The organism is Pseudomonas sp. MWU12-3103b, from assembly GCF_023100615.1.
GTDB classification, from domain to species: Bacteria; Pseudomonadota; Gammaproteobacteria; order Pseudomonadales; family Pseudomonadaceae; genus Aquipseudomonas; species Aquipseudomonas putida_A.
In genome coordinates, this window is sequence record NZ_JALMEY010000005.1 from 52,208 (window position 1) to 76,306 (window position 24,099).

Annotated in this window: 21 protein-coding genes; 7 read left to right on the forward strand and 14 right to left on the reverse strand. The window is 62.6% G+C overall.

Translation table 11 applies throughout. The annotated features are described in order from the left end of the window. Positions 1 to 53: 53 nt before the first annotated feature. The 5 genes from M0808_RS10345 to M0808_RS10365 all read right to left on the reverse strand — a co-directional run bounded on the left by M0808_RS10345 (position 54) and on the right by M0808_RS10365 (position 5,432). Positions 54 to 1,028, reverse strand: a complete 975-nt coding sequence (locus M0808_RS10345; protein ID WP_027612952.1) for a lysylphosphatidylglycerol synthase domain-containing protein — start codon at positions 1,026 to 1,028, stop codon at positions 54 to 56. After that, entirely contained in the window at positions 1,025 to 2,299 is a 1,275-nt protein-coding gene (gene clsB / locus M0808_RS10350; protein ID WP_027612951.1) for a cardiolipin synthase ClsB, read from the reverse strand. The genes M0808_RS10345 and clsB overlap by 4 nt, the downstream gene beginning before the upstream one ends. After that, on the reverse strand, positions 2,296 to 3,090 hold the full coding sequence (locus tag M0808_RS10355) for an endonuclease/exonuclease/phosphatase family protein (protein WP_247840972.1): 795 nt from the start codon (positions 3,088 to 3,090) through the stop codon (positions 2,296 to 2,298). Before M0808_RS10355 ends, clsB begins: the two co-directional genes overlap by 4 nt. After that, positions 3,087 to 4,013: a DUF72 domain-containing protein gene (locus tag M0808_RS10360; protein ID WP_247840974.1), complete on the reverse strand. Its 927-nt coding sequence runs from the start codon at positions 4,011 to 4,013 to the stop codon at positions 3,087 to 3,089. The genes M0808_RS10355 and M0808_RS10360 overlap by 4 nt, the downstream gene beginning before the upstream one ends. A gap of 213 nt (positions 4,014 to 4,226) precedes the next feature. Continuing rightward, positions 4,227 to 5,432, reverse strand: coding sequence for an MFS transporter (locus tag M0808_RS10365; protein WP_247840976.1), 1,206 nt, complete (start codon positions 5,430 to 5,432; stop codon positions 4,227 to 4,229). A gap of 450 nt (positions 5,433 to 5,882) precedes the next feature. Between M0808_RS10365 and M0808_RS10370 the strand changes: the two genes are divergently transcribed. Then, positions 5,883 to 7,976, forward strand: a complete 2,094-nt coding sequence (locus tag M0808_RS10370; RefSeq protein WP_247840977.1) for a mechanosensitive ion channel family protein — start codon at positions 5,883 to 5,885, stop codon at positions 7,974 to 7,976. 126 nt (positions 7,977 to 8,102) lie between these two features. Here the strand turns inward: M0808_RS10370 and M0808_RS10375 are convergent, their stop codons facing one another. After that, positions 8,103 to 12,536 carry a DEAD/DEAH box helicase gene (locus M0808_RS10375; RefSeq protein WP_247840979.1) on the reverse strand — a complete coding sequence of 1,478 codons (4,434 nt, stop codon included), beginning with the start codon at positions 12,534 to 12,536 and terminating at the stop codon, positions 8,103 to 8,105. 296 nt (positions 12,537 to 12,832) lie between these two features. Here M0808_RS10375 and M0808_RS10380 point away from each other — a divergent pair, with 296 nt between their 5' ends. Both M0808_RS10380 and M0808_RS10385 read left to right on the forward strand, forming a co-directional pair. Then, on the forward strand, positions 12,833 to 13,717 hold the full coding sequence (locus tag M0808_RS10380; RefSeq protein ID WP_027612945.1) for a sugar nucleotide-binding protein: 885 nt from the start codon (positions 12,833 to 12,835) through the stop codon (positions 13,715 to 13,717). Next, positions 13,710 to 14,639, forward strand: a complete 930-nt coding sequence (locus M0808_RS10385; RefSeq protein WP_247840981.1) for an NAD-dependent epimerase/dehydratase family protein — start codon at positions 13,710 to 13,712, stop codon at positions 14,637 to 14,639. The genes M0808_RS10380 and M0808_RS10385 overlap by 8 nt, the downstream gene beginning before the upstream one ends. Before the next feature lie 183 nt (positions 14,640 to 14,822). On the opposite strand, the gene M0808_RS10390 is transcribed toward M0808_RS10385, so the two are convergent. From M0808_RS10390 to M0808_RS10410, 5 genes are all read right to left on the reverse strand, one after another. Beyond that, a complete protein-coding gene (locus M0808_RS10390) occupies positions 14,823 to 15,521 on the reverse strand; it encodes an OmpW family outer membrane protein (protein WP_247840983.1) in 699 nt (232 codons plus the stop codon). 224 nt (positions 15,522 to 15,745) lie between these two features. Further along, entirely contained in the window at positions 15,746 to 16,264 is a 519-nt protein-coding gene (locus M0808_RS10395; protein ID WP_003228673.1) for a DUF3299 domain-containing protein, read from the reverse strand. Between the two features lie 11 nt (positions 16,265 to 16,275). Next, positions 16,276 to 17,541 carry an ABC transporter permease gene (locus M0808_RS10400; protein WP_247268921.1) on the reverse strand — a complete coding sequence of 422 codons (1,266 nt, stop codon included), beginning with the start codon at positions 17,539 to 17,541 and terminating at the stop codon, positions 16,276 to 16,278. Position 17,542: 1 nt separating this feature from the next. Next, positions 17,543 to 18,253 (reverse strand): ABC transporter ATP-binding protein, encoded by a 711-nt coding sequence (locus M0808_RS10405; RefSeq protein WP_003228669.1) that lies wholly within the window; start codon positions 18,251 to 18,253, stop codon positions 17,543 to 17,545. 140 nt (positions 18,254 to 18,393) lie between these two features. Beyond that, a complete protein-coding gene (locus M0808_RS10410; protein WP_027612940.1) occupies positions 18,394 to 18,996 on the reverse strand; it encodes a DUF2796 domain-containing protein in 603 nt (200 codons plus the stop codon). A gap of 135 nt (positions 18,997 to 19,131) precedes the next feature. Between M0808_RS10410 and M0808_RS10415 the strand changes: the two genes are divergently transcribed. Continuing rightward, a complete protein-coding gene (locus M0808_RS10415; RefSeq protein WP_115988796.1) occupies positions 19,132 to 19,491 on the forward strand; it encodes a hypothetical protein in 360 nt (119 codons plus the stop codon). Positions 19,492 to 19,495: 4 nt separating this feature from the next. On the opposite strand, the gene trxA is transcribed toward M0808_RS10415, so the two are convergent. From trxA to M0808_RS10430, 3 genes are all read right to left on the reverse strand, one after another. After that, positions 19,496 to 20,368, reverse strand: coding sequence for a thioredoxin (gene trxA, locus M0808_RS10420; protein ID WP_096796332.1), 873 nt, complete (start codon positions 20,366 to 20,368; stop codon positions 19,496 to 19,498). A 171-nt stretch (positions 20,369 to 20,539) separates the two neighbouring features. Beyond that, positions 20,540 to 21,196 carry a 50S ribosomal protein L11 methyltransferase gene (locus M0808_RS10425; protein WP_139055387.1) on the reverse strand — a complete coding sequence of 219 codons (657 nt, stop codon included), beginning with the start codon at positions 21,194 to 21,196 and terminating at the stop codon, positions 20,540 to 20,542. Beyond that, positions 21,193 to 21,657, reverse strand: a complete 465-nt coding sequence (locus tag M0808_RS10430) for a YbaY family lipoprotein (RefSeq protein WP_098965824.1) — start codon at positions 21,655 to 21,657, stop codon at positions 21,193 to 21,195. Before M0808_RS10430 ends, M0808_RS10425 begins: the two co-directional genes overlap by 4 nt. A gap of 127 nt (positions 21,658 to 21,784) precedes the next feature. Between M0808_RS10430 and nrdR the strand changes: the two genes are divergently transcribed. The 3 genes from nrdR to M0808_RS10445 are packed head-to-tail and all read left to right on the forward strand — an operon-like array spanning position 21,785 to position 24,089. Further along, the gene (gene nrdR, locus M0808_RS10435; protein ID WP_003228656.1) at positions 21,785 to 22,249 is read left to right on the forward strand and encodes a transcriptional regulator NrdR; all 465 of its coding nucleotides are present in this window, start codon (positions 21,785 to 21,787) and stop codon (positions 22,247 to 22,249) included. Then, complete coding sequence (gene ribD / locus M0808_RS10440) at positions 22,246 to 23,379, forward strand: bifunctional diaminohydroxyphosphoribosylaminopyrimidine deaminase/5-amino-6-(5-phosphoribosylamino)uracil reductase RibD (protein ID WP_247840985.1); 1,134 nt, start codon at positions 22,246 to 22,248, stop codon at positions 23,377 to 23,379. Before nrdR ends, ribD begins: the two co-directional genes overlap by 4 nt. A 47-nt stretch (positions 23,380 to 23,426) precedes the next feature. After that, positions 23,427 to 24,089 (forward strand): riboflavin synthase, encoded by a 663-nt coding sequence (locus M0808_RS10445; RefSeq protein WP_095139117.1) that lies wholly within the window; start codon positions 23,427 to 23,429, stop codon positions 24,087 to 24,089. The last annotated feature ends 10 nt before the right edge of the window (positions 24,090 to 24,099 follow it).

Consider the following 24,099-nt stretch of genomic DNA (forward strand, 5'->3'; position numbering starts at 1 on the left):
TACCTGTGGGAGCGGGCTTGCTCGCGAAGGGGCCATCAGCCATAGCCACAAAATCAGGACGGTTTCTTCTCGATCCGCAACGCCTTGGCCTTGGCTTCCACCAGCAAATACATCACCACCGTAATCAATAACGGCAGCAGAAAATAGATCGCCCGATAAGCCAGTAACCCCGCCACCAGACTGCCCCGCGAAGCTTCGTGCTGCAGCAGCGCGACAAACACCGCTTCCAACACTCCAAGCCCCGCCGGAATGTGCGTGATGACTCCGGCAATCGCGCTGATCAACAGCACGCCGAGCACCAACGGATAATCCAGTTTGCTCGGCAGCAGAGTGAAAATCACCGCCGCCATCAGCGACCAGTTCAATGCACCGAGCAGCAATTGCAGGACGGCCATGCGCAGTGATGGCAGGTTGATTTCCACCCCGCGAATCGACCACTCGCGGCGCTTCGAGAACTGGCACGCGGCGAGGTAACCGGCACTCAACAGCAGCAACAGCACGCCAATGCCTTGCAACGCGGCGCTGCTGATTTTCCAGCCCGGCGGCATGCTCACCAGGCCGCTGCTGAACACCACGCCGGCAATCGTCATGTAACCGAACCAGTTGGTGGCCAGGCTCAGTCCGAGAATTTTGGCGATGTTGCTTTTGCTGACGCCCAAACGCGAATACAGCCGATAGCGCATGGCGATCCCGCCGACCCAGGCGCTGAGATTGAGGTTGAACGCATAACTGATGATCCCCACCGGGAGGATCTGTTTCCAGGTCAGGTCCTGGCGAATGTAGGTGCGGCCGATCAGGTCGAAACTGGCGTAGGTGAGAAAGCTCAGCAGGGTCAGGCTGGCGGCGATGATCAGCGTGCGCACCTTAAAGTCAGCCAGGGTTTGCAGAACTTCGGCCCATTCGATACGGGTGGCGAACATCGTCAGCAACACGATCAGCGCGAGGAAGAACAGCAACGTCAGTGGGCGTTTCCAGCGACTCCAGCGAGAGTGAGTGGCGGGCGCAGACTGTGCGTGGGAATGGCTCATGAGGTGCGCCCCCGAAACGGCTTGAGCCGCGGTTTGTGCGCCGGCAACCATCCGGCCATTGACGGGAAATGCCGCAGGAAGTGAAACACCAGAAACCCTACGGTCATGTGCCAGATCCGTCCTCGCGGGGACATGCTGGCGTCCATCGCCTTGCAGTGGTTCTGGCTCAGGTCTTCGAGGCGCTGAAACAAATGCTGATTGAACGCGCGATCGCGGATCAGCACGTTGGCTTCCAGGTTCAGCGACAGGCTCAGCGGGTCGAGATTGCTCGAGCCGACGGTGCTCCATTCCTCATCCACCAACGCGACTTTGCCGTGCAGCGGGCGCTGGCAATATTCGTGGATCTGCACGCCGGCCTTGAGCAGGTAGTCGTAGGTCATGCGCGCCGCCAGTTTGGCCACCAGCATGTCCGGTTGACCTTGCAGGATCAGCCGCACCTCGACGCCACGGCGCGCGGCGTTGCGGATCTCGCGCAGCAGGCGGTAGCCGGGGAAGAAATAGGCGTTGGCGATCACCACCCGGCGTTTGGCCCGGCGCAATGCGTGCAAGTACACATCTTCGATGTCGGTGTGATGCTGATCGTTGTCGCGAAACACCAGACGTACCTGACCGTCGTGATCGTTGAAAGCCATGTCCGCCCGGCGCTGACGCCGGCGCTGCCACCAGAACCGTGCGCGTCCCGGACGACCACTTTGCAGCAGGGCGAAATGATGGATGTCAGCGACCGCTGGCCCTTGAATCTGCACCGCATAATCCTGTTTCGCCTCGGGGCCGAAATCGGCCAGGTGATCGCCGGAAAAGTTGATCCCGCCAATGAACGCGATCAGTCCGTCGACCACCACAATCTTGCGGTGCAGGCGGCGGAACCAGTTGGTGCGAATGCCCAGGTGCTTGGGCGCCGGGTCAAACATTTGCAGATGCACGCCCGCTTCGCTCAGTGCCGCGAGATAACCGGTGGTCAACTCGCCGCAACCAAAACCGTCGAGGCTGACAGTGGTGCGCACGCCACGCCGGGCGGCGTCGATCAGGATCTGCTGCAACTCTGCGCCGACCTTGTCTTCGAAAACGATGAAGGTCTCCAGCAGAATTTCACTCTTCGCCGCACGCATGGCGTCGAACACCCGTGGGAAATATTCCTCGCCGTTTTCCAGCAACTCGACGCGGTTATTGCCCTGCCAGCCGTACTCGACATCGACATGCCCGGGCTCGCGCACCGGCGGGTTGATGCTGATCGGTTCCACGGCGGATTTCTCCAGCGGTGCGCTGCTCATAGTTCGATCTCCACCGATAACGGGACGTGGTCGGAAAGGTGTGACCAGGGCCGGTTGGCCAGGACTTTCGGCTGGCTGGCCTTGAGGTTGCGCACGTAGATGCGGTCCAGGCGCAGCGTCGGCAGGCGCGCCGGAAAGCTGCGCGCCGGTTTGCCGTGATGCTCGGCGAACACCTCGCGCAGACCGCAGGGTTCGAGCAGCGCGTCGGCGCGCTGGCGCCAGTCGTTGAAGTCACCGGCGACGATCACTGGCGCGTCAACCGGCAGCTCCGCCAGACGCTCGCCGAGCAGTTTCAATTGCGCATTACGATGGCTTTCGCGCAGACCCAGATGCACGCAGATCGCATGCACTTCGACGCCATCGCCGGGCAGGCGCAGCACGCAATGCAGCAGCCCGCGGTTCTCGTGGCCGCTGATCGACACGTCGAGGTTGTCGTGGCGGATGATCTGGAATTTCGACAGCAACGCATTGCCGTGATCGCCCTCCGGGTACACCGCGTTGCGCCCGTAGGCGAACTGCGGCCACAGGCTGTCGGCGAGGAACTCGTATTGCGGCATCGTCGGCCAGTTGCTGTAGCGCTTGGGATGATGTTCGTGGGTGCCGTGGACTTCCTGCAGAAACACCACGTCGGCGGCCACGCTGCGCACCGCTTCGCGCAACTCCGGGAGGATGAAACGTCGGTTGAGCGCGGTGAAACCCTTGTGTGTGTTGACCGTCAGCACGGTGAAACGACGCACCGACACTTCAACGCTGGTCTGCTCGTCGGTGAACCCGACCGGCTCTGGACTCATGCCAGCACCCCTTCGGCAGCCGGTTCACCGGGGGTGGTGGCGAGCGATTTATCCAGCTCGAATCGGTGGAGCAAACTGCGCGCGTCGTAGGGCGCGCGGACTTTGATGTCGTTGTCGAAATAGCAGAACACTTCGCGGGATGTACGCGCCCGCGGCTTGAGGCGCGGCGCGATCAGATGCGCATCGCCCGGTTGCCGGCCGTGATGCCAGGCGTCGATGCGTTCAGCCCATTTGTTCAACGCGGCGTCGGTGTAGCCGCTGGCGTACAGCTCTTCGGCGCCGTGCAGGCGCAGGTAGACGAAATCGCTGGTGAGGTCTTCGCGGTACGGCCATTTGCCGGCGGTGTCGGCGATCACCAGAGCGGTGTTGTAGCGTTTCAACAAGCGCACGAAGTCGGGGTCGATGAACGTGTCATTGCGCACTTCCACGGCATGGCGCAGCGGTTTTTTGCGCCAGGCTTTGAGGCTGGCGTGGCCGTGAAGATGTGAATCGTGTTGGCGGGCGAGGGCGGCGGCCGCTGCAGTATCGTGGGGCAACAATGAGAGGAAGTGTTCGAAGCGCTCGGGGTCGAATTTGAAGTTCGGCGGAAACTGCCAGAGGATCGGCCCGAGCTTTTCCTTAAGCTCCAGCACCCCGGAGGCGAAGAAATTCGCCAGCGGCTTTTCGATCTCGCGCAGGCGCCGGACGTGGGTGATGAAGCGCGGCGCCTTGACGCTGAACACGAAGTCGTCCGGCGTTTCGTTGTACCACTGGGCGTAACGTTCGGGCCGTTGCAGGGCGTAGAACGATCCATTGATTTCGATGCTGTTGACCGCCCGCGAAGCGAACTGCAATTCGCGCTTCTGCGTCAGTCCTTTCGGGTAGAAATCCCCTCGCCACGGAACGTAGCGCCAGCCGGAAATACCGATGTGAATCGTTGCCATGCCGCCCTCCCGTTGTCAGTCCTCGTACAGCCTGTGTCTGTTGATGACTGCGGGCGGTTCGGGAAAGTTTCGGTGGCGTTACGGACGGTACATCCCTGAGAGCAACACAAAGCTAATGTGGGAGGGGGCTTGCTCCCGAAGGCGGTCGTTCAGTCAACATCAATGGCGACTGATACACCGACTTCGGGAGCAAGCCCCCTCCCACAGAGTGACTCAATGCCCCGTGAATACTCGGCCTTGAGCCGGTTCGGCATAGGCCGGACCGAGGCGATCCAGTCGCCCGCTCCACGCGGTCAGCGCCAGCGCCAGCAACACCACCAACCCACCGATCCACGCCGTGTGAATCAGGCCCAGATGTTCGACGATCAGCCCGCCGCCCCACGCCCCGCCGGCAATCCCTAGGTTGAACGCAGCAATGTTCAGCCCGGATGCCACGTCCACTGCCTGCGGTGTGTGATGTTCAGCCTGACGCACCACATACACTTGCAACCCCGGCACGTTGCCGAACGCCACCGCGCCCCACACCAGCACTGTCGCCAACGCCAGCCATGGATTGGCGGCGGTGAAGGTCAGCACGAACAGCACGGCGGCGAGCAGGGCGAAGATGATTTTCAGGGCGCTGATCGGCCCGCGCTTGTCCGCCAGTTTGCCGCCCCAGATATTGCCGACCGCCACCGACACGCCGTACACCAGCAACACCAGGCTGACGGTGCCGGCGCTGAAACCGGAGAGGTCCTGCAGGATCGGCGCGAGGAAGGTGAAGGCGATGAACGAGCCGCCGTAACCGATCGCGGTCATGGCGTACACCAGCAGCAGACGCGGTTGTTTCAGCACTTGCAGTTGCTGCAGCAAGGACGCTGGTTTGCTGTGGGCGATGTTGTTCGGCACATACAGCAGGCTGCCGATGAAGGCGATCACACCCAGCGCCGAGACGGCGAGGAAGGTTTCGCGCCAGCCGAAATGCTGACCGATGAACGTGCCCAGCGGCACGCCGGTGACCAACGCCACAGTGAGGCCGGTGAACATTATGGCAATCGCGCTGGCAGCTTTTTCCTTGGGCACCAGGCTGGTGGCAATGGTCGAGCCGATGGAGAAGAACACCCCGTGCGCCAGACCCGTGACGATCCGCGCCAGCACCAGCGATTCATAACCCGGCGCCATCCACGCCAGCAGGTTGCCGAGGGTGAACAACACCATCAGCGACAGCAGCAACAATTTGCGCGGGACTTTGCCGGTGAGGGCGGTCAGCACCGGCGCGCCAATGGCGACGCCCAGTGCATACAGACTGACCAGCAGCCCGGCGGACGGCAGGCTGACGCCGAGATTGGCGCCAATGGTGGGTAACAGGCCGACGATGACGAACTCGGTCGTCCCGATGGCGAATGCGCTGAGGGTCAGCGCGAGCAAGGCAATGGGCATGACAGCACTCCGGTAGAGGTTTGAATGGAGCGCAGTGTCGGGGTTTGGGTTGTGCGGAAAAATACAGGGTTGGGCATTTGATATTTGCCTTGGACGCAAAGGTCAAAAGCGCTCCCCTCACCCCAAACCTCTCCCCCAAAGGGGCGAGGGGGAAAGGAGCTGATCTCGGTTGCACTCAATATTGAGTTCGGCTGGATAATTCAGGTCGATGTAGCTCGAGAGCTCAATTCGGTCGGCCCCCTCTCCCCCAAGGGGGTGAGGGGGAAGGGAGCGGATCTCGGTTGCACTCAATATTGAGTTCGGCTGGATATTTCAGGTCGATGTAGCTCGAGAGCACAACTCGGTCGGCTCCCTCTCCCTCGGGGAGAGGGCTGGGGTGAGGGTGCTCTTGAACTTGCCAGACAATTACCGATCAGTTCCTTACAGGTTCAGCCAAGAGGGATCGGAGTTTTGATCAAGTTCAGGATCGCCATTTTGCTGGGAGCGCTGCTGTTTCTCGGCGCCAGCGAACTCGAAGCCGCCACGCTGCCGGGTGTTCCGGCCGCTGCTGAAGAACCGGCCAAACCCGAGCCGATTGTGCAGGGCGGTCTGCTCGGCGCAATCAGTTCGAGCATCGACGACGTGCAGGACAAACTCGATCTCAATGAGCATCTGGTCGACGCGTGGCGCCTGCGTGCCGATCGCGCGGCGGATGAGGTCGACAAACTGGTCAACCAGCCGTCGAACCGATCCGGCTGGAGCGTCGCCGGGGATTTCCTGACTCTGTCCGGCGTGTGGCTTGGCGCCTTCGCGTTGCTTACGGTGCTCGGCAGCCTGCTGGCCAAGCGGCTGAGTCAGGGTCGTTGGCTGCGCACCCGCCAGCGCAGTCAGGATCTGGTGGGTTACTTGCTGCCGTACACAGTGCCGGCGCTGATCTGTCTGCCACTGACGCTGTACGTCAGCCACTTTCTGCAAGCCTCGGTGGGTCGGGCGCTGGCGTTGTGTCTGGCGTATGCCACCAGCAGCGGGATTTTCTCCACCTCGATGCTGTTGTGCGTGGTGGTGATGTTCAACGTCGGCCACAAACGGCCGGCCGCGCGGATCATCCGCGACTACTGCCCGAAGCCGCTGTTCCTGATTGGCTTTCTCGCCGCCCTCAGTGACGCGTTGACCAGTCCACAGATCGCCCGTCAGTTGGGTGGCAACATCACCAGCAGCGTCGCGGTGTTCACCGGGCTGATCGCCTCGATCATCTTTGGTCTGCTGGTGATTCGCCTGCGTCGGCCGGTGGCGCACCTGATCCGTAATCGGCCACTGGCGCAACGTCTTAAACAGCCTTCGTTGCAGGAGTCGCTGCGGATTTTTTCCGGGCTCTGGTACTGGCCGATCGTGCTGATGGTGCTGGTTTCGGCGGTGAATCTGATCGGCATCGGCGAAGACAATCAAAAGGCCCTGCGCTGTGCGCTGTTCACCACGGTGCTGCTGATCGGCACGGTGTTCCTCAGCACCATCCTCCAGCACCTGTTCAAGTCGCGCAAAGCCGCAGCGATCCAACGCAGCAGCGCCTACAAGGAGCGCTTTCTCAGCCTGTTGCACGCGCTGCTGCGGATCGTCATTGCGATTGCCTTTATCGACATTCTCGGGCGGATCTGGGGCGTTTCACTGCTCGACTTCGCCCAGAGCAGCACGATCGGCCGCGCGATCAGCAACGCGTTGAGCAGTATCGGCCTGATCTTCCTCGTCACATGGCTGTTGTGGGTGGTGCTCGACACGGCAATTCAGGAAGCGCTGAAACCACCGGTCAGCAAGCGCTCGTCGCGCCAGCCCAGCACCCGGGTGAAAACCATCCTGCCGCTGCTGCGCAATGCGATCAAAATCATCCTGGTGGTGATCTGCGCGATTACCACCATGGCCAACCTCGGGATCAACGTTGCGCCGCTGTTGGCCGGTGCCGGGGTGGTCGGTCTGGCGATCGGTTTCGGTTCGCAGCAACTGGTGCAGGACGTGATCACGGGGTTGTTCATCATCATTGAAGACACGCTGTCGATCGGTGACTGGGTTGTGCTTGATTCCGGACATGCCGGCACCGTCGAAGGCCTGACCATTCGCACCCTGCGCCTGCGTGACGGCAAGGGGTTTGTGCACTCGGTGCCGTTCGGCCAGATCAAGGCTGTGACCAATCAATCACGGCAGTTCGCCTATGCATTTTTCTCGGTGCAGTTCACTTACGACACCGATGTCGACAAGGCCATCGAACTGATCCGCGAAACTGGCGACTCGATCCGTGAAGACCCGTTCCTCAAGTACAACCTGCAAGGGCCGCTGGATGTGTTCGGGGTGGACAGGATGGACCTGAACGGCGTAGTGCTGACGGCGCAGTTCCGTACCGTGTCGGGCGGGCAATATGCGGTGAGCCGGGCGTTCAACCAGCGTTTGAAAAAGCTTGTGGATAACAGTCCCGACGTGCATTTCGCGCAGACTTATCCACAGCAGGTTTTGTTGCCCAAGCGGCAGGGTGAGGGGGAGTTGGTGGCGAGCGAGGCGCCACAACGGTCGAGTACCTGACCGCCGGATTTTGTGCTGGGATTGCCGGCCTCTTCGCGGGCAAGCCCGCTCCCACATTGGATTTGTGAACGACGCAGATCCCCTGTGGGAGCGAGCTTGCTCGCGAAAGGGCCGGAACTGTCGACATCAATGCCGGATCAGCTTGCTCCGCACCTGTTCCATGGCCATCTGATCCAGCTCACTCCAGAAAACCTGCTTGCCGGCAATCTCCGCCGCCACCGGCAAGCCATCCCTATACACCAACCGATTACTCACCAACGCTGGCACCTTCGCTCCCGGTAACAATGTCCCCGCCAGGTTCAATGGATCCACCCCGCACACCGCGATCAAACTGCCGTCATGCGCCCGCCGCCGTACTTCGCGCAGCAACGGAATCGCCTCGGGCAAGGCAAACTGTTCCCCCGCCAGACCACTGACAAAGCGCCCGCCGCGAATCTCGCCACGGGCCTCCAGCCGATGAAACGTGCGCAGCAATTCGCGCCAGCTCGGCAGCCAGTCCGCTTCGCGCTCCAGCAGACGCCAGAACACCACGCCGTAGCGGCGCAGCAACGTCATGGCGACATGTTCGAGGGTTTCCGGCGAAGCGCTCTGGCTGTTCTCCACGAGCGGCCCGCGCCGCAACAACGCCCAGCGCCCGGCATCGTCCATGCCACCGACAAACGCCCCGCGCCCGCGTCGACTGCTGAGTTGCTGGCGCTTGCTCGCCGGGGTAATCAGGGCGCGCAAACCGGCGAAGCTGTCGGCGTTCACCAGGCCGGCACCGACCAGTTCCTGCAAGGCGATTTCCAGCTCGGTGCGCAGCAGATGCGCTTCATGCATCAACTCATCGAAAAACAACGCGCCGTGCTGACTCAGCGCCTCGTAGACCTTTTGCGTTTTCGCTGACAGTTCGCTGACCGGCGTTTGCTCGGCCAGCGCACTCCACAGTCCGACCTGACTGCGCGGCAGCAGCACAATCGGCGTACTGCGCAACGCCGTGCCGCTGACTTTCTGCCGGGCGCTGAGGCGCGTCCACACCAGTTTGCCGTTGCGGCACAGGTCATCCAGCCAGCTCGGCGAATAGTCTTTCAGGCGTGCCGGGAGAATGTCGCTGTCCCACGCGGAGGCCGCTGCCGGGTAACCTTCGAACTGGCCGACAATCGCCGGCAACACCGCGCTGCCCTGAGCGCGCGTAGCGGAGGACAGATGCTGCCAGTCGAACAGAAAACGCATGAAATCCTGCAGAGCCACCGGCTCGATTTCCCGGCGCAAACGCTTGACCGTGTAGCGATGAATGCGCGCCAGCAGATGCCGTTCGCACCATTCTTCAACCGTCGCGCCCGGGGTGAATTTACCGCGCAGCACGTAGCCTTCGCGCTCCAGTTGCGCGAGGGCCTGATTGACCTGCGGTATCGGCAACGCGAGTGGTTCGGCAATGGCGGCTAACGGCAGCGGGCCAAATGCGCCCAGTCGCGCGCGGAGCACTTCGACCAGCGCTTCCTCTAACGTCCAAGGTTCGTTGAAACCGGGCAAGGCCTCTTGCTGCGGTTGCAGCGTGGCCTGTGGATAAAGCGCCAACAGGCAGGTCAGGCGTTCTCGCGCCAGCCACAACGAGCCAGGCTGTGGATGTGTAGTGACTGTGAGGCCGTCTTCGCGAGCAGGCTCGCTCCCACAGTTGACAGTGTTCCAACTGGCGGAACGCGGTTGAATGTGGGAGCGAGCCTGCTCGCGAAGCTTTTCTTTTGCCGTTACTGGCGGAACGGCCAAGCGGCAGGCGCGACCGCTCGCAGTCAGCGCGTCAAGCCATTCGCGCCAGTGTTCGCCAGCCTGAACTTCAAGGTCGCTGATGCAGGCCAGGCTCATCAGCGCCTCGTGCATTTCATCGACGTTGGCCGGCGTCGGCCATGCTTCCTCGCGCACCGCGTTGATAGCGTCCGCGTCCAGCGCACCGAGGTCATCGGTGGATTGCGGATCGCTCCAGCGCCGGTTGAGCACCGCTTGGGTGCGGCGTTCTTCCAACGGCGCATCGTCGAGAAAGCTGTACGGCCGCGCGCTGAGAATTTCTGCCGCCAGCGGTGACGGCGCCGGCAGATCGCGGCTGATTAACCGCACCTCGCCGCGCTCCATGCGCCGCAGCAGATTGAGCCAGCCGTCGCTGTCCATGGCCTCGTGCAGGCAATCGTCGAGGGTCTGTTCCACCAGCGGATGTTCGGGAATTTCCCGTTCGCCGGCGAGGTTTTCCAGGCATGCGATCTGGTCGGGGAACACGCTGGCAATCAGGTCTTCGCTTTTTATCCGCTGCAATTGCGGCGCAACTTTGCGCCCGCCAGTAAAACGCGGCAACGCCAACGCCACCCCGGCATTCCAGCGCCAGCGCACACCGAACAATGGCGCGTCGAGAATCGCCTGAATCAGGATGTGCTCGGCGCTGTTGCTGTGCAGGTACCGCCAGACGTCATCCAGTTCGAAACTGTGGCTGGTGGACAGCGACAGGACAATCGCGTCTTCGCTGGCGGCAGCCTGCAATTCGAAGTTGAACGTGCGGCAGAAACGCTTGCGCAGCGCCAGGCCCCAAGCGCGGTTGATGCGGCTGCCGAACGGTGAATGGATGATCAATTGGGTGCCGCCGGACTCATCGAAAAACCGCTCCATCAGTAACGTGTCCTGCGAGGGCAGGGCGCCGAGGGTCAGGCGAGCGCGGGCGAGATAGTCCACCAGTTGTTCGGCGCTGGCGCGGTTCAGGCCGAGGGTTGCGGTCAGCCAGTCGAGCGCCGGTTGCAGATCGCCGGGGCTGGCGCCGAGCAACAGGTCGAGAGTCGCTTGCAGCCGCGCCACCGCCGCAGACAATTCATCGCTGCGCCCCGGGGCTTCGCCGAGCCAGAACGGAATGGTCGGCGGCTGGCCCTGAGCATCCTCGACCCGCACCTTGCCGGTTTCAACCCGCAGGATTCGGTAGGAGGTGTTGCCGAGCTGGAACACATCACCCGCGATACTTTCCACGGCAAAGTCTTCGTTGACGCTGCCGATGCTCAGGCCCTGCGGTTCGAGCAGCACGCTGTAGTCGGCGTTGTCGGGGATGGTGCCGCCGCTGGTCACGGCGGTCAGTTGCGCGCCGCGACGGCCACGCAAGGTGCGGCTGACGGCGTCGCGGTGCAGGTAGGCGCTGCGAATGCCCTGACGACCGTTGTAGCCTTCGGCGAGCATGGTCAGCAGCGCCTGATAGTGTTTTTCGTCGAGATCGCGATACGGCGAGGCTTTGCGGAACAGCGCCAGCAATGCGTCCTCCGCCCATTCCTTGCAACTGACTTCGGCGATGATCTGCTGCGCCAGCACATCCAGCGGCGCTTCGGGAATGTGCAGGGTGTCGAGTTCGCCACGGCGCACGCAGTCGAGCAGGGCGGCGCACTCGATCAGGTCGTCGCGGGTGGTGGCGAACAAGCGGCCCTTGGGTGTGCCGCCGACCTGGTGCCCGGAGCGCCCGACCCTTTGCAGAAACCCGGCAATCGAACGCGGCGAGGATATTTGGCAGACCAGATCGACTTCGCCGATATCGATGCCCAATTCCAGCGAAGCGGTGGCGATCAGCACTTGCAGTTCGCCGCGCTTGAGCCGCTGTTCGGCGTCGAGGCGGAATTCCTTGGCCAGGCTGCCGTGATGCGCGGCCACCGCGTGTTTGCCCAGACGTTCGCTGAGGTGTCGGCTCAGGCGTTCGGCGAGGCGCCGGGTATTGACGAAAATCAGCGTGGTGCGGTGCTCGCGGGCCAGTTCGGCGAGCCGGTCATAAACCAGCTCCCAGACGTCGTTAGCCATCACTGCCGACAACGGCACCGGCGGCACCTCGATGCCCAGATCCCGTGGCCGGGCGTGGCCGATGTCGATGATTTCGCAGGGGCGATCGGTGCCGACCAGAAACTCCGCCACGGCGTCGATCGGTTTTTGCGTGGCGGACAAGCCGATGCGGGTCAGTGGTTCTGCGCACAGCGCCTGCAGGCGTTCGAGGCTCAGCGCCAGATGACTGCCGCGTTTGCCAGCAGCGATGGCGTGGATCTCGTCGATGATCACCGTGCGTGTGCTGCCGAGCATTTTGCGTCCGGACTCGGAGCCAAGCAGCACGTACAGCGATTCCGGAGTGGTCACCAGAATGTGCGGCGCGCGCTTGCGCATGGCGGCGCGGTCTTTTTGCGGGGTGTCGCCGGTGCGCACAGCGGTGGTGATTTGCAGTTCGGGCAGGCCCGTCTGGCGTAATTGTTCGGTGATTCCCGCCAGCGGGTTCTGCAGGTTGATGCGGATGTCGTTGGACAACGCCTTGAGCGGTGAGACGTAGACGACGAGGGTTTCGTCTGGCAGGCCTGCGGGGTTTTCCAGACCCCGGTGGACGAGGGCGTCGAGCACGGCGAGAAACGCGGTAAGGGTTTTACCGGAGCCGGTGGGCGCGGCGATCAGCGTCGAGCGGCGCTGGCGGATCAACGGCCATGCGCGGGCCTGGGCGGCGGTGACCGTCGGGAAAGTGCTGCTGAACCAGGCGCTGACGGCGGGGTGAAAGCCTGCCAGGGCCGCGTCCTTGGGGATGGGCAGATTCATGGCTCAAGTTATGCGGGTGGGGGCGGCAAGATGCAAGTACCGCTGGGATCTTCAGCGTTTGGCCGGGCCTCTTCGCGAGCAAGCCCGCTCCCACAGGGGAATGCGGTCAACTGTGGGAGCGGGCTTGCTCGCGAAGAGGCCTGCTGCAACGCCAAAAATGCCAGGGATCTACACTTTACGGGTGACGGTTGCGCACTAAACCCGCAAAATGCAACGATTCCGGCAATTATCGATGACGGTGTCACCAGCACCGTCGCTAAAGCCATCGTTCCAATCAGACTGGGCCTGCTGACTCTATGCGAATGCGCCTTATGTTACTGGGCGGCGGAAATGCCCTTGGGCAGGCGCTGATTCGCCTCGGTGCGGAAGAAGACATCGGTTTCCTCGCCCCCCGCCCGCCAGAAGACGGCTGGGATGCCGCGAGCCTGACGCAACTGCTCGACGATACCCGTCCGGATGCGTTGATCAACCTCGCCTACTATTTCGACTGGTTCCAGGCCGAGACCGTCAGCGAAAGCCGTCTGGCCGGTCAGGAACGCGCCATCGAGCGACTGGCCGAGCTGTGCCAGCACCACAACATCATCCTCGTGCAGCCTTCCAGCTATCGGGTGTTCGACGGTTCGCGGGCGACTGCCTACAGCGAAAAGGACGAGCCGGTGCCGCTGGGCCTGCGCGGCCAGGCGCTGTGGCGCATCGAGCAAAGTGTTCGCGCCACTTGCCCGCAACACGTGTTGCTGCGCTTCGGCTGGCTGCTCGATGACAGCCCTGAAGGTACCCTCGGGCGCTTCCTCGCCCGCGCCGAACAACCGGACGAATTGCTCATGGCCGATGACCGCCGGGGCAATCCGACCCCGGTGGATGACGCGGCACGGGTGATCATTTCGGTGCTCAAGCAACTCGATTGCGCAGCGCCGCTGTGGGGCACTTACCATTACGCCGGCCACGAAGCGACCACCCCGCTGGCGCTCGGGCAGGCGATTCTGACCGAGGCGCGCAGCCTGCATCAGCTGGCAATCGAAGCGCCGACCGCTCAGGCCCATGCCGCGCGGCCGGACGCCGCCGAGGAACCGCAACACGCGGTACTCGCCTGCAAGAAAATTCTGCACACTTTCGGGATCAAGCCCCGCGCCTGGCGCGCCGCACTCCCGGCTTTACTGGATAGGTTTTATCGTCATGGCTGAAGGCCCTGTTTTAATCACCGGCGGCGCCGGTTTCATCGGCTCGCACCTGACTGACGCGTTGCTCGCCACCGGCCACTCGGTGCGGATTCTCGATGATCTGTCGACCGGCAAACGCAGCAACCTGCCGCTGGACAACCCGAAGGTCGAACTGATCGTCGGTGACGTCGCCGATGCCGCGCTGGTCGCGCAGGTCATGCAAGGCTGCAGCGCTGTCGCGCATTTGGCGGCGGTGGCCTCGGTGCAGGCGTCGGTGGACGATCCGGTGAAGACCCACCAGAGCAATTTCATCGGCACCCTGAATGTCTGCGAAGCCATGCGCCAGGCCGGGGTCAAGCGCGTGCTCTACGCCTCGAGTGCAGCAGTGTATGGCAACAACGGTGAAGGCGAGTCGATTGACGAAGAGACGCCAAAAGCCCCGCTGACGCCATATGCCTCGGACAAACTGGCCGGCGAGCACTACTTCGATTTCTACCGTCGTCAGCATGGTCTGGAGCCGGTGATCTTCCGCTTCTTCAACATCTTCGGCCCACGCCAGGATCCGTCCTCGCCGTACTCCGGGGTCATCAGCATTTTCAGCGAGCGGGCACAGAAAGGCCTGCCGATCACCGTGTTCGGCGATGGCGAGCAGACCCGTGATTTCCTCTATGTCGAGGATCTGGTCGACGTGCTGGTGCAGGCAATCGACAAGCCTGAAGTGGAAGTGGGGGCGATGAACGTCGGCTGGAATCAGGCGATGAACCTCAAGCAGATGCTGCAAGCGCTGCAGGAAGTGGTCGGCGAGTTGCCCCCGGTCAGCTACGGCCCGGCGCGCTCCGGCGACATCCGTCACTCGCGGGCGAATAACGCGCGTTTGCTGCAACGCTTCAAGCTGCCAGAGCCGACGCCGATGCGTGTGGGGCTGGCGCGGTTGCTGGGCAAGTAGGTTTATCGCAGACATGAAAAAGGCGCCTTGTTACAGGCGCCTTTTTCACGGCCGGAATGTGTCGCTAATCCTGTGGCGAGGGGATTTATCCCCGATCGATCACGAAGTGATCGTCGTCAGTTCTAAGCCTGCTCACCCAAAGCCTCATTCACCACCACGTGAACGTTCCTGGTTGAATCTGCCTTAGAACTTGTAGCCCAGACCCACCATGTACACAAACGGATCGACATCAACATTGACCTTGGCACGGGTGCCCGGTGCCACCGCGTTGTTCTCGACAGTCGCGCGGGTGTCGATGTCGATGTAGCGCACCTGGGCGTTGAGCATGATGTTGTCGGTCAGCATGTAATCGGCGCCGACCTGCCAGGCCAGGCCCCAGGAGTTTTTCGCCTTGAAGTTGCTGAAGCCGTTGGACTGGGCTTCGCTGCCGACGTGCTCGTCGTAGATCCAGGTGTAGTTGATGCCGCCGCCGATGTACGGCTGGAACGGCGATTTCGCATCCAGCGGGTAGTACACGACGCTGAGGGTGGGCGGCAGGTGTTTCAGGGTGCCGAGTTTGCCGTTGGCGGCTGGCAGCGCGGTGCCTTTGATTTTCACGTCATGTTCGAACGGCGAGGCGGCCAGCAACTCGATACCGATGTTGTTGGTCAGCATGTAAGCGAAGTTAAGACCCAATTGGGTGTCGCTGCTCATGGTCGCCTTGCCGCCCAGGTTGGTGCCGCTCAACGGACCCTGATCGACCTTGACATTGGAGCTGTCGGCCTTCGGGTTGACGGTGATCGCACCGGCGCGAACGATGATATCGCCGGCTTCGTGGGCGTGGGCGAGCGGGGCTGCGAGCGCGACTGCAAACAGCGCGGCGCTGAGCAAGGACTTGTTCATGGGAGCTCCAAAAGGACGTTAAAAATGTCTGATGTCCTATGGTATGAAGCCAACTGATACGGTCTTTTGACTCAGCTCAATGAAACAGTGATGCCGCGGTTTTTTGTGGAACCTTGGCCGGCCCCTTCGCGAGCAAGCCCGCTCCCACTTTGGAACGCGGTCACCTGTGGGAGCGGGCTTGCTCGCGAAGAGGCCGGATCAAACAATACAAAAACTACCGGGATTCACTCCGGCAGCTCATACACATAAATCTTGTCCGCCGCCATCTGATACCCGGCATCGGCCAGTTCGCTGGTGGACGCCTTGACCTGCAACGGTCCCTCGACCCAGTACGGCTGATACAGCTCGTCGAGCTTCACGCCCAGCTCGCTTTTCACATGCACGATCTGGTTCGACGGCGGTGGCGGTACATGGATGCAAGCGCCGAAGTACGGCACCAGCAGGAAGTCGGTGGTACGTCCCTCTTCGTTGACCTCCAGCGGCACGATGTAGCCCGGCAGGCGGATGTTCTGCCCATCGAGACTCTGCACTACCGGTGCATTGGGCATGTCCTGTTTGGCGGCTGGCGCCGACTCGGCGGACAGCGCATCACTCATCTTCGACATGTCGTGCAACGGCGTCATGTTCGGCACTTCCGGCGCGGCGTCCGGCGGGATCATCTCAGACCAGGTCAGGTCTTTCGGCGCCGCTGCCCACACAGGCAGGGCAACCAGCAACAGCAGCGCAAGCACGGCGCGGGGCATGGTGAACATCCTCATAAACGGATCGACAGGCCATCGGCCAGGGATTGGCGATACGCGCGCCAGGCCGGCACGCTGCCCATCAGCAGCGCGGCCGCCAGAATGCCACCGAGCAGCGTCCATTCATACTCGCTCGGCCACGCCAGCGGCAGATACAAACCGTAATTGGCCTGCACGTAGCCCTGCGCGGCGGCGATGCCGATGTACAGCAACGCCAGTCCGGCGATTACGCCGGTCAGCGCCAGGGCAAAGGCTTCCAGCACCAGCAGACTCGCGATGTGCCACGGCCGCGCACCGACCGAACGCAGAATCGCCATCTCGCGGCGGCGCTCGTTGAGGCTGGTGAGAATCGCCGTAAGCATGCCGATCAACCCGGTCAGCACAACGAACAGCGAGACCACGAACAAGGCTTTTTCCGCCGTGCTCATCAGGCTCCACAACTCCTGCAAGGCCACGCCCGGCAGGATCGCCAGCATCGGCTCACCACGGAATTCGTTGATCTCGCGTTGCAGGGCAAAGGTGGAAATCTTGCTGTTGAGGCCGAGCATGAACGCGGTGATCGCCTGCGGCGTCAGGTCCATGTTGCGTGCCTGATCTGCGGTGATCCGGCCGTTGCCGCGCGCCGGCACGCCGTTGTGCCAGTCGATATGAATCGCTTCCATGCCGCCGAGGCTGATGTGCAACGTGCGATCCACCGGGGTACCCGTGCGCTTGAGAATGCCGACCACGGTGAACGGCTTGTCGTCATGCTTGACCAGACTGATAGCCGCCACACCATGGGCCAGCACCAGCTGGTCGCCGAGCTTGTAATGCAGCGCCTCGGCCACTTCGGCGCCGAGCACCACTTCGAACGGATCGGTTGCAAACGCCCGGCCGTCAGCCAGTTCCAGGTGTTGCTGGCGGCCGTACTGGTAATGCTCGAAATAGGCTTCGGTGGTGCCCATCACCCGGTAGCCGCGATGCGAGTCGCCGAGGGACATCGGGATCGCCCATTTCACTTTCGGGTTGCTGGCGAAATGTTCGAAGCTGTCCCAACGGATGTTGTTGGTGGCGTTGCCGATGCGGAACACCGAATACAGCAGCAGGTTCACCGAACCGGAGCGGGCGCCGACGATCAGGTCGGTGCCGCTGATGGTGCTGGCGAAACTGGCCTTGGCCTCGGTGCGCACGCGCTCGACGGCGAGCAACAGGCACACCGACAGGGCAATGGCGAACGCGGTGAGCAGGGCGGTAAAGCGGCGGTTGGCCAGGCTGGCCATGGCCAGACGAAACAGATACATCTCAGACCTCGGCAGACGTGGCGGCGCGATTGAGCTCGGCCAGGGACAGGTGACGGTCGAACAGCGGTGCCAGGCTCTGGTCGTGGCTGACGAACAACAGGCTCGACCCGGCTTCGCGGCATTCGGCGAACAGCAGACGAATGAAGTTTTCCCGAGCGTCGTAATCCAGCGCCGAGGTCGGTTCGTCGGCGATCACCAGTTCCGGTTGGCCGATCAAGGCACGAGCGGCGGCGACCCGTTGCTGCTGACCGATCGACAGCGAATCGGCGCGACGACCGAGGATGCTTTCATCTTTCAGGCCCAAGTGGGCGAGCAGGGTGGCGGCGGCCTGATCGACGCTGCCGTGACGCTGTTTCGCCCGCTCGGCACGCAATCTGGAGAAGTGGCACGGCAACTCGACGTTCTCGCGTACCGAAAGAAACGGCAGCAGGTTGAACTGCTGGAAGATGTAGCCGGTGTGATCGACGCGAAAGCGGTCGCGGGCGCCGGCACCGAGTTCGGTCAGCTCCTGGCCGAGCAGACGAATGCTGCCGCGACCGGGCTTCTGCACCCCGCCCAGCAGGCCGAGCAGGGTGGTCTTGCCGCTGCCGCTGGGGCCCTTGAGGAACAGGGTTTCACCCGGTTCCAGGCGAAACGCCGGGATGTCCAGCAGCGGCGGGTGACCGGGCCAGTTGAAGCCCAGGTCGGACAGTTCGATGAGTGCTTGGGTCATGGCACCAATTTCATGAAGTGAACACGTAACCCCTTGTGGGAGCGGGCTTGCTCGCGAATGCGGTGGATCAGCCAAATCCATGTTGACTGACCCACCGCATTCGCGAGCAAGCCCGCTCCCACAGGGGATTGTCGGTGTGATCAGAATTTCAGGGCAGCCGCCTTGGCCGTCACTTCCGTACCCTGCTGGCCGCTCGGGCCGATCAGTTGTACCTGAATTTTCTGAGTGGCCGGGAAGGTATTGAAGACGTTCGCCAGATCCAGCGTCTTCAAGGCACCTGGTGCAGCGCAACTGAATTGGTAGTGTGCGTGGATTTCGCTGTGATCGTGGTGATGCGCTTCACCACCCTTGGCATCTTCGTCGTGGTCATCATCGTCATGCTCGTCGGCAGCCGGTTTGTCGCCGAACAGCGGGCTTTCCAGTTCCTGGCTGGTGACCTTGCAACCGGCGGCGGCTGGCAGGCTGAACAGCGCCAGCGGGTTTTCCAGTTTGGTGCGCGCGGCCACGACTTTGGCTTTGTCGGCGTCGCTGGCGGCGGCGTGTTCGAAGCCCACCAGGTTCATCGCCGGGCTTTCCAGTTCCAGCTCCAGGGTCTGGCCGTCGAGTGCGGCGTTCAGTCGGCCTACACCGTGTTCGTGGGCGCCGAGGCTGCCGTGCTCATGGTCATGATCGTGTTCATCGGCGGCATGGGCGATGGCCAGCGGCAACAGGGCAAACGGCAAAGCGAGCAGCAGACGACGCATGGCGGTCTCCGGAAAGTAAAGTGAAGAGTTTGTTATGTAATCTTATAACGAAAGTTCGCAGAGTTTGCCCGTGCGCTTGGCGTTGCACAAGTCCCGTGGGAGCATGCAGGTCAGAAATGTGCAGGAGCGAAGCAGATGTTGCGGATACGCGGAACCGTTGGCGCGACGCCGGTGGATTTGACGGTGGAGCTGGATGACAGCGATTGGGTGAAGCTCGGCGCAGCCCTTGGCGCGCAGCCGCAGGGTGATCAGCCTGAAGCGGCATTGAGCACGCCGGCAGTGAAACCACTGAACCAGGACGATGCGTTGTGGCAGGTCGCGCAGGATCTGTTGCGCAAGGCCGGGCAGCTCAGCGGGCCGGATCTGCTGGAGCAGCTTGAGGGATTGACTGGCAGCGCGGCCGCAGGCAAGCGCCTGCTGGTGCGCTTGCGCCACAGTTCACAGGTGAAAGTGGCGAGCGGCGGCGATACGCCGCTCTACAGCTGGGTCGAGTGAGCGCTTAGTACAGTGCAGCGAAGACCTTGCGCCGGTAAGCGGTCACCAGCGGATGATCGTTGCCCAGCAGTTCGAACACCTGCAGCAAGGTCTTGTGCGGCAACCCTTCGCCATAACTGCGGTTACGGATGAACAGCTTGAGCAAGGCCTCCAGCGCCGCCTCGTATTGCTGACGCGCCAGTTGCTGGATCGCCAGTTGATACACCGCTTCGTCGTCTTGCGGATCTTTGGCCAGACGCGCCTTGAGGTCGGCAGCATCCGGCAGATCACGGGCAAGTCCCAGAAATTTGATCTGCGCCTTGGCGCCGGCCAGTGCAGCCTTGTGCTCATCGCTCTTGACCGCGTCGAGCACGGTTTGTGCCTCGCCCAGTTCGCCGCGCTCGGTCAGGCAGCGGGCGTAGAGGATCAGCGCCTTGGCGTTGCTGTTGTCTTCGGTGAGCATGACCACTAGCGCCGCTTCCGCGTCAGCGAAACGCCCTTCATCGAACAGCGCCTGCGCCTGTTCGAACGGATCGGCGGCGGCCGGCGGCGGCATTTGCACATGCGGCTCAAGCAACGCGCGCACTGCGGATTCCGGTTGCGCACCGGCAAAACCGTCCACCGGTTGACCGTCCTTGAACAGCACCACGGTCGGCAGGCTGCGGATGCCGAAGCGGGCGACGATGTCCTGTTCGATGTCGCAGTTGACCTTGGCCAGCAGCAGTTCGCCCTGATAGCTCTCGGCAATGCCTTGCAGCATCGGCATCAACGCCTTGCACGGCGCACACCACTCGGCCCAGAAATCCACCAGCACCGGTTTGTTGAAGGAAGCTTCGATCACCGACTGGTCGAAATCGGCAGTCGTGGCGTCGAAGATGTACGGCGTTTGCTGACTCATGGGGGATCTCGTAAAAGCGTGGATGGGGCAACTATACGGCTTGGCGGGGTGTGGCCGGAAGCGGGGGCAGGTTTAGAGATGTGTTGCCTGATAGGACGCCTTCGCGAGCAAGCTCGCTCCCACATTTGGAATGCGTTACCCCTGTGGGAGCGGGCTTGCTCGCGAAGCTTTTTAGCTCCGCCGCGCGTGGTACAGGCTCACATGCCGAAATTCTTCCGGCTCCGCCAGATCCGGCAAGGTCATCGCCTCAAGCATTTCGATTCGCTCATACAACGGATGGCGAAAATCCCGAACCCGCGAATCCGCCACCAGCGCCTCGCGGCCACGGCTGAGAAACGCATCGAGCAGCGGCAGGTTCTCGCGGTCGTAGAGCACATCCGCCACCAGAATCAGATCAAAGCGATCAGCCTCGGCAAAGAAGTCCGTCGAATAACTCATCTGCACATCATTGAGTTCAGCGTTGGCCCGACACGCAGCAATCGCCAGCGGATCCAGATCACAGGCCACCACCTCCAACGCCCCGGCCTTCACCGCAGCAATCGCGGCGATCCCGGAACCGGCGCCGAAATCCAGCACCCGCTTGCCGCGCACCCACTCGGGAAACTCCGCGAGATAGCGCGCCACCGCCAGACCGCTGGCCCAGCAGAAACTCCAATAGGGCGGCTCGTGGAGGATGCGTCGGGTTTCATCCGGGCTGAATTCACGATCCATGTTGTCGCCGTCGATCAGCCACAGCTGCAAATCGGTGCCCGGTAAAGCGCAGGCCTTGAGCCGCGCATCACCGAGCAATTCACCCAACGCCTGTTGCAGGTCGAGCGGTACGGTCATGGTGCTTTGACAAATTGCAGCTGGCCCAGCGCCTGGGTGGTCGGCTGGGTAATGGTTTGCGACGGCAGGTGCAGGATCAACTGGCCCGACTGCGTGGCACGACCGCGCAGCTCAACCCGTGCGCCGGCCGGAAATGACTCCGGATTGAAGCGCAGGCGAAACGGCAGAATCTGGTTGTTGCCGATCAGGCTGGAACTGGCGAGCAGCTGTTGCGGGCGCGACTTTTCATCGATCACCAGCAGCGCCAGTTCGACTTCGGCCCCGGCCGGCACGCCTTGCAGGGTGCCGCTCAGTTCCCGTTGATAGGCCGGCAGCGGACCAAGGTCAGCGGCCTCGCGGGCTTTTTTCTGCGCCTGTTGTGGTGCAGGGCCCGGTGTTGGCGGTTGCGGCTTGGGCTTGTCGCTGCCACAGGCCACCAGCAGGGCGAAAAGACTGAGCAAAACGAGCGGTCGTAGCGACATTGGCAGCTCCAGAAAATGAAATCCGTGGATCAAACGATCATGGCAGTCTGTATACCGCAAACCCTATGGCTTGTCTTGCCACCGGGATGCGCTACCATGGCCCTCCCTTTTTTTGTTGCCAGCCACCATGCACTGTCCCTTCTGCGGTGCCAACGACACCAAGGTCATCGACTCGCGTCTGGTCGCCGAGGGCGAACAGGTGCGCCGCCGGCGTGAATGCCTGGCCTGCGGCGAACGTTTCACGACATTCGAGACGGCCGAACTGGTGTTGCCGCGCCTGATCAAAACCGACGGCAGCCGCCAACCGTTCGACGAAGAAAAACTCCGCGCCGGCATGCAACGCGCGCTGGAGAAACGTCCGGTGAGCGTCGAGCGCCTGGAATCCTCTCTGGTTCACATCAAGCACAAGCTGCGCGCCACCGGCGAGCGCGAGGTCAAATCCCTCGTGGTCGGCGAACTGGTGATGGCCGAGCTGCAAAAGCTCGATGAAGTGGCCTACATCCGTTTCGCTTCGGTGTACCGGCGCTTCCAGGACCTCAACGAGTTCCGCGAAGAGATCGACCGCCTCGCCCGCGAACCGGTGAAAGAATGACCCGCGCCGCCGAGCAGGCGATCCTCGACGCCCACTTCATGGCGCGCGCGCTGGAACTGGCGCGCAAGGGCCACTACACCACCCATCCCAATCCACGGGTTGGCTGCGTGATCGTGCGTGACGGGCAGATTGTCGGCGAAGGCTTTCACGAGCGCGCCGGCGAACCCCACGCCGAGGTCCACGCCCTGCGCGCTGCCGGTGAACTGGCCCGGGGCGCCACGGCTTACGTGACCCTTGAGCCGTGCAGCCACCATGGCCGCACACCGCCGTGCGCCGATGCGTTGGTGACTGCCGGGGTTGCTCGGGTGGTCGCCGCGATGCGCGATCCGAACCCACAGGTCGCCGGGCGTGGCTTGCAGCGTCTGAGCGATGCCGGGATCGCCACCGAAAGCGGCGTGCTGGAAGCCGAGGCGCGCCAGCTCAATCAAGGTTTCCTGAAACGCATGGAGCACGGCTTGCCGTTCGTGCGGGTCAAGTTGGCGATGAGTCTCGACGGTCGCACGGCGATGGAAAGTGGCGAGAGCCAGTGGATCACCGGGCCGGCCGCGCGTTCCGCTGTGCAGCGTTTGCGCGCGCAGGCGGCCGTGGTGCTGACCGGCGCCGACACCGTACTGGCCGACGGTGCGCGCCTGACCGTGCGCGCCGACGAACTGGGTCTGGATGCTGAACAAACCGCACGGGCCATGAGCCGTCCGCCGCTGCGGGTGCTGATCGACGGGCGCTTGCGAGTGCCGCTGGATGCGCCGTTCTTCAAGGCCGGCCCGGCGCTGGTCGCCACCTGCATGGCGGTCGAAGAGCAATACGCCAATGGCCCGGAATGCCTGATCGTGCCGGGTGACGACGGTCAGGTCGATCTGCATCAACTGCTGATCGAACTGGCCAACCGTGGCGTCAACGAAGTGCTGGTCGAGGCCGGCCCGCGTCTGGCTGGTGCATTCGCTCAGCTCGGTCTGGTCGACGAGTTCGTGATCTTTATCGCCGGCAAGTTTCTCGGCTCCACGGCGCGGCCGTTGCTGGACTGGCCGCTGGCTTATATGAAGGACGCTCCCGAGCTGAAAATCACTGAAATCCGCGCGGTTGGCGATGACTGGCGAGTCACTGCGACGCCAGTCGTTTCGGCGAGCGTATAATTCCCGGCCATCGCCTTAGCGCTGGCTTCGTTCTCAAGGAGAACCCCATGTTTACCGGCATCATCGAATCCATCGGCAGTATCCGTGCACTGACCCCAAAGGGCGGTGATGTGCGGGTGCATGTCGAAACCGGCAAGCTCGACCTGAGCGACGTCAAACTCGGCGACAGCATCGCGGTTAACGGCGTGTGCCTGACGGCGGTTGAACTGCCGGGCAACGGTTTTGCCGCCGACGTCAGCCGCGAAACCCTCGACTGCACCGCCATGAATGACCTGAAAAGCGGCAGCCCGGTCAATCTGGAAAAAGCCCTGACCCCGACGACCCGTCTCGGCGGGCATCTGGTCAGCGGTCACGTCGACGGTGTCGGCGAAGTGGTATCGCGCAGCGACAATGCCCGCGCCGTGGAATTTCGCATTCGCGCGCCGAAGGAACTGGCCAAGTACATCGCCCATAAAGGCTCGATCACCGTCGACGGCACCAGCCTGACCGTGAACGCGGTGGATGGCGCCGAATTCCTGCTGACGATCATTCCGCACACCCTGAGCGAAACCATCATGGCTTCCTACAAGCCGGGCCGCCGGGTGAACCTGGAAGTCGATTTGCTGGCGCGTTATCTGGAGCGTTTGCTCCTCGGCGACAAGGCTGCTGAGCCAAGCGCTGGCGGTATTACTGAAAGCTTTCTGGCCGCCAACGGCTATCTCAAATCCTGACTGAAGGGGG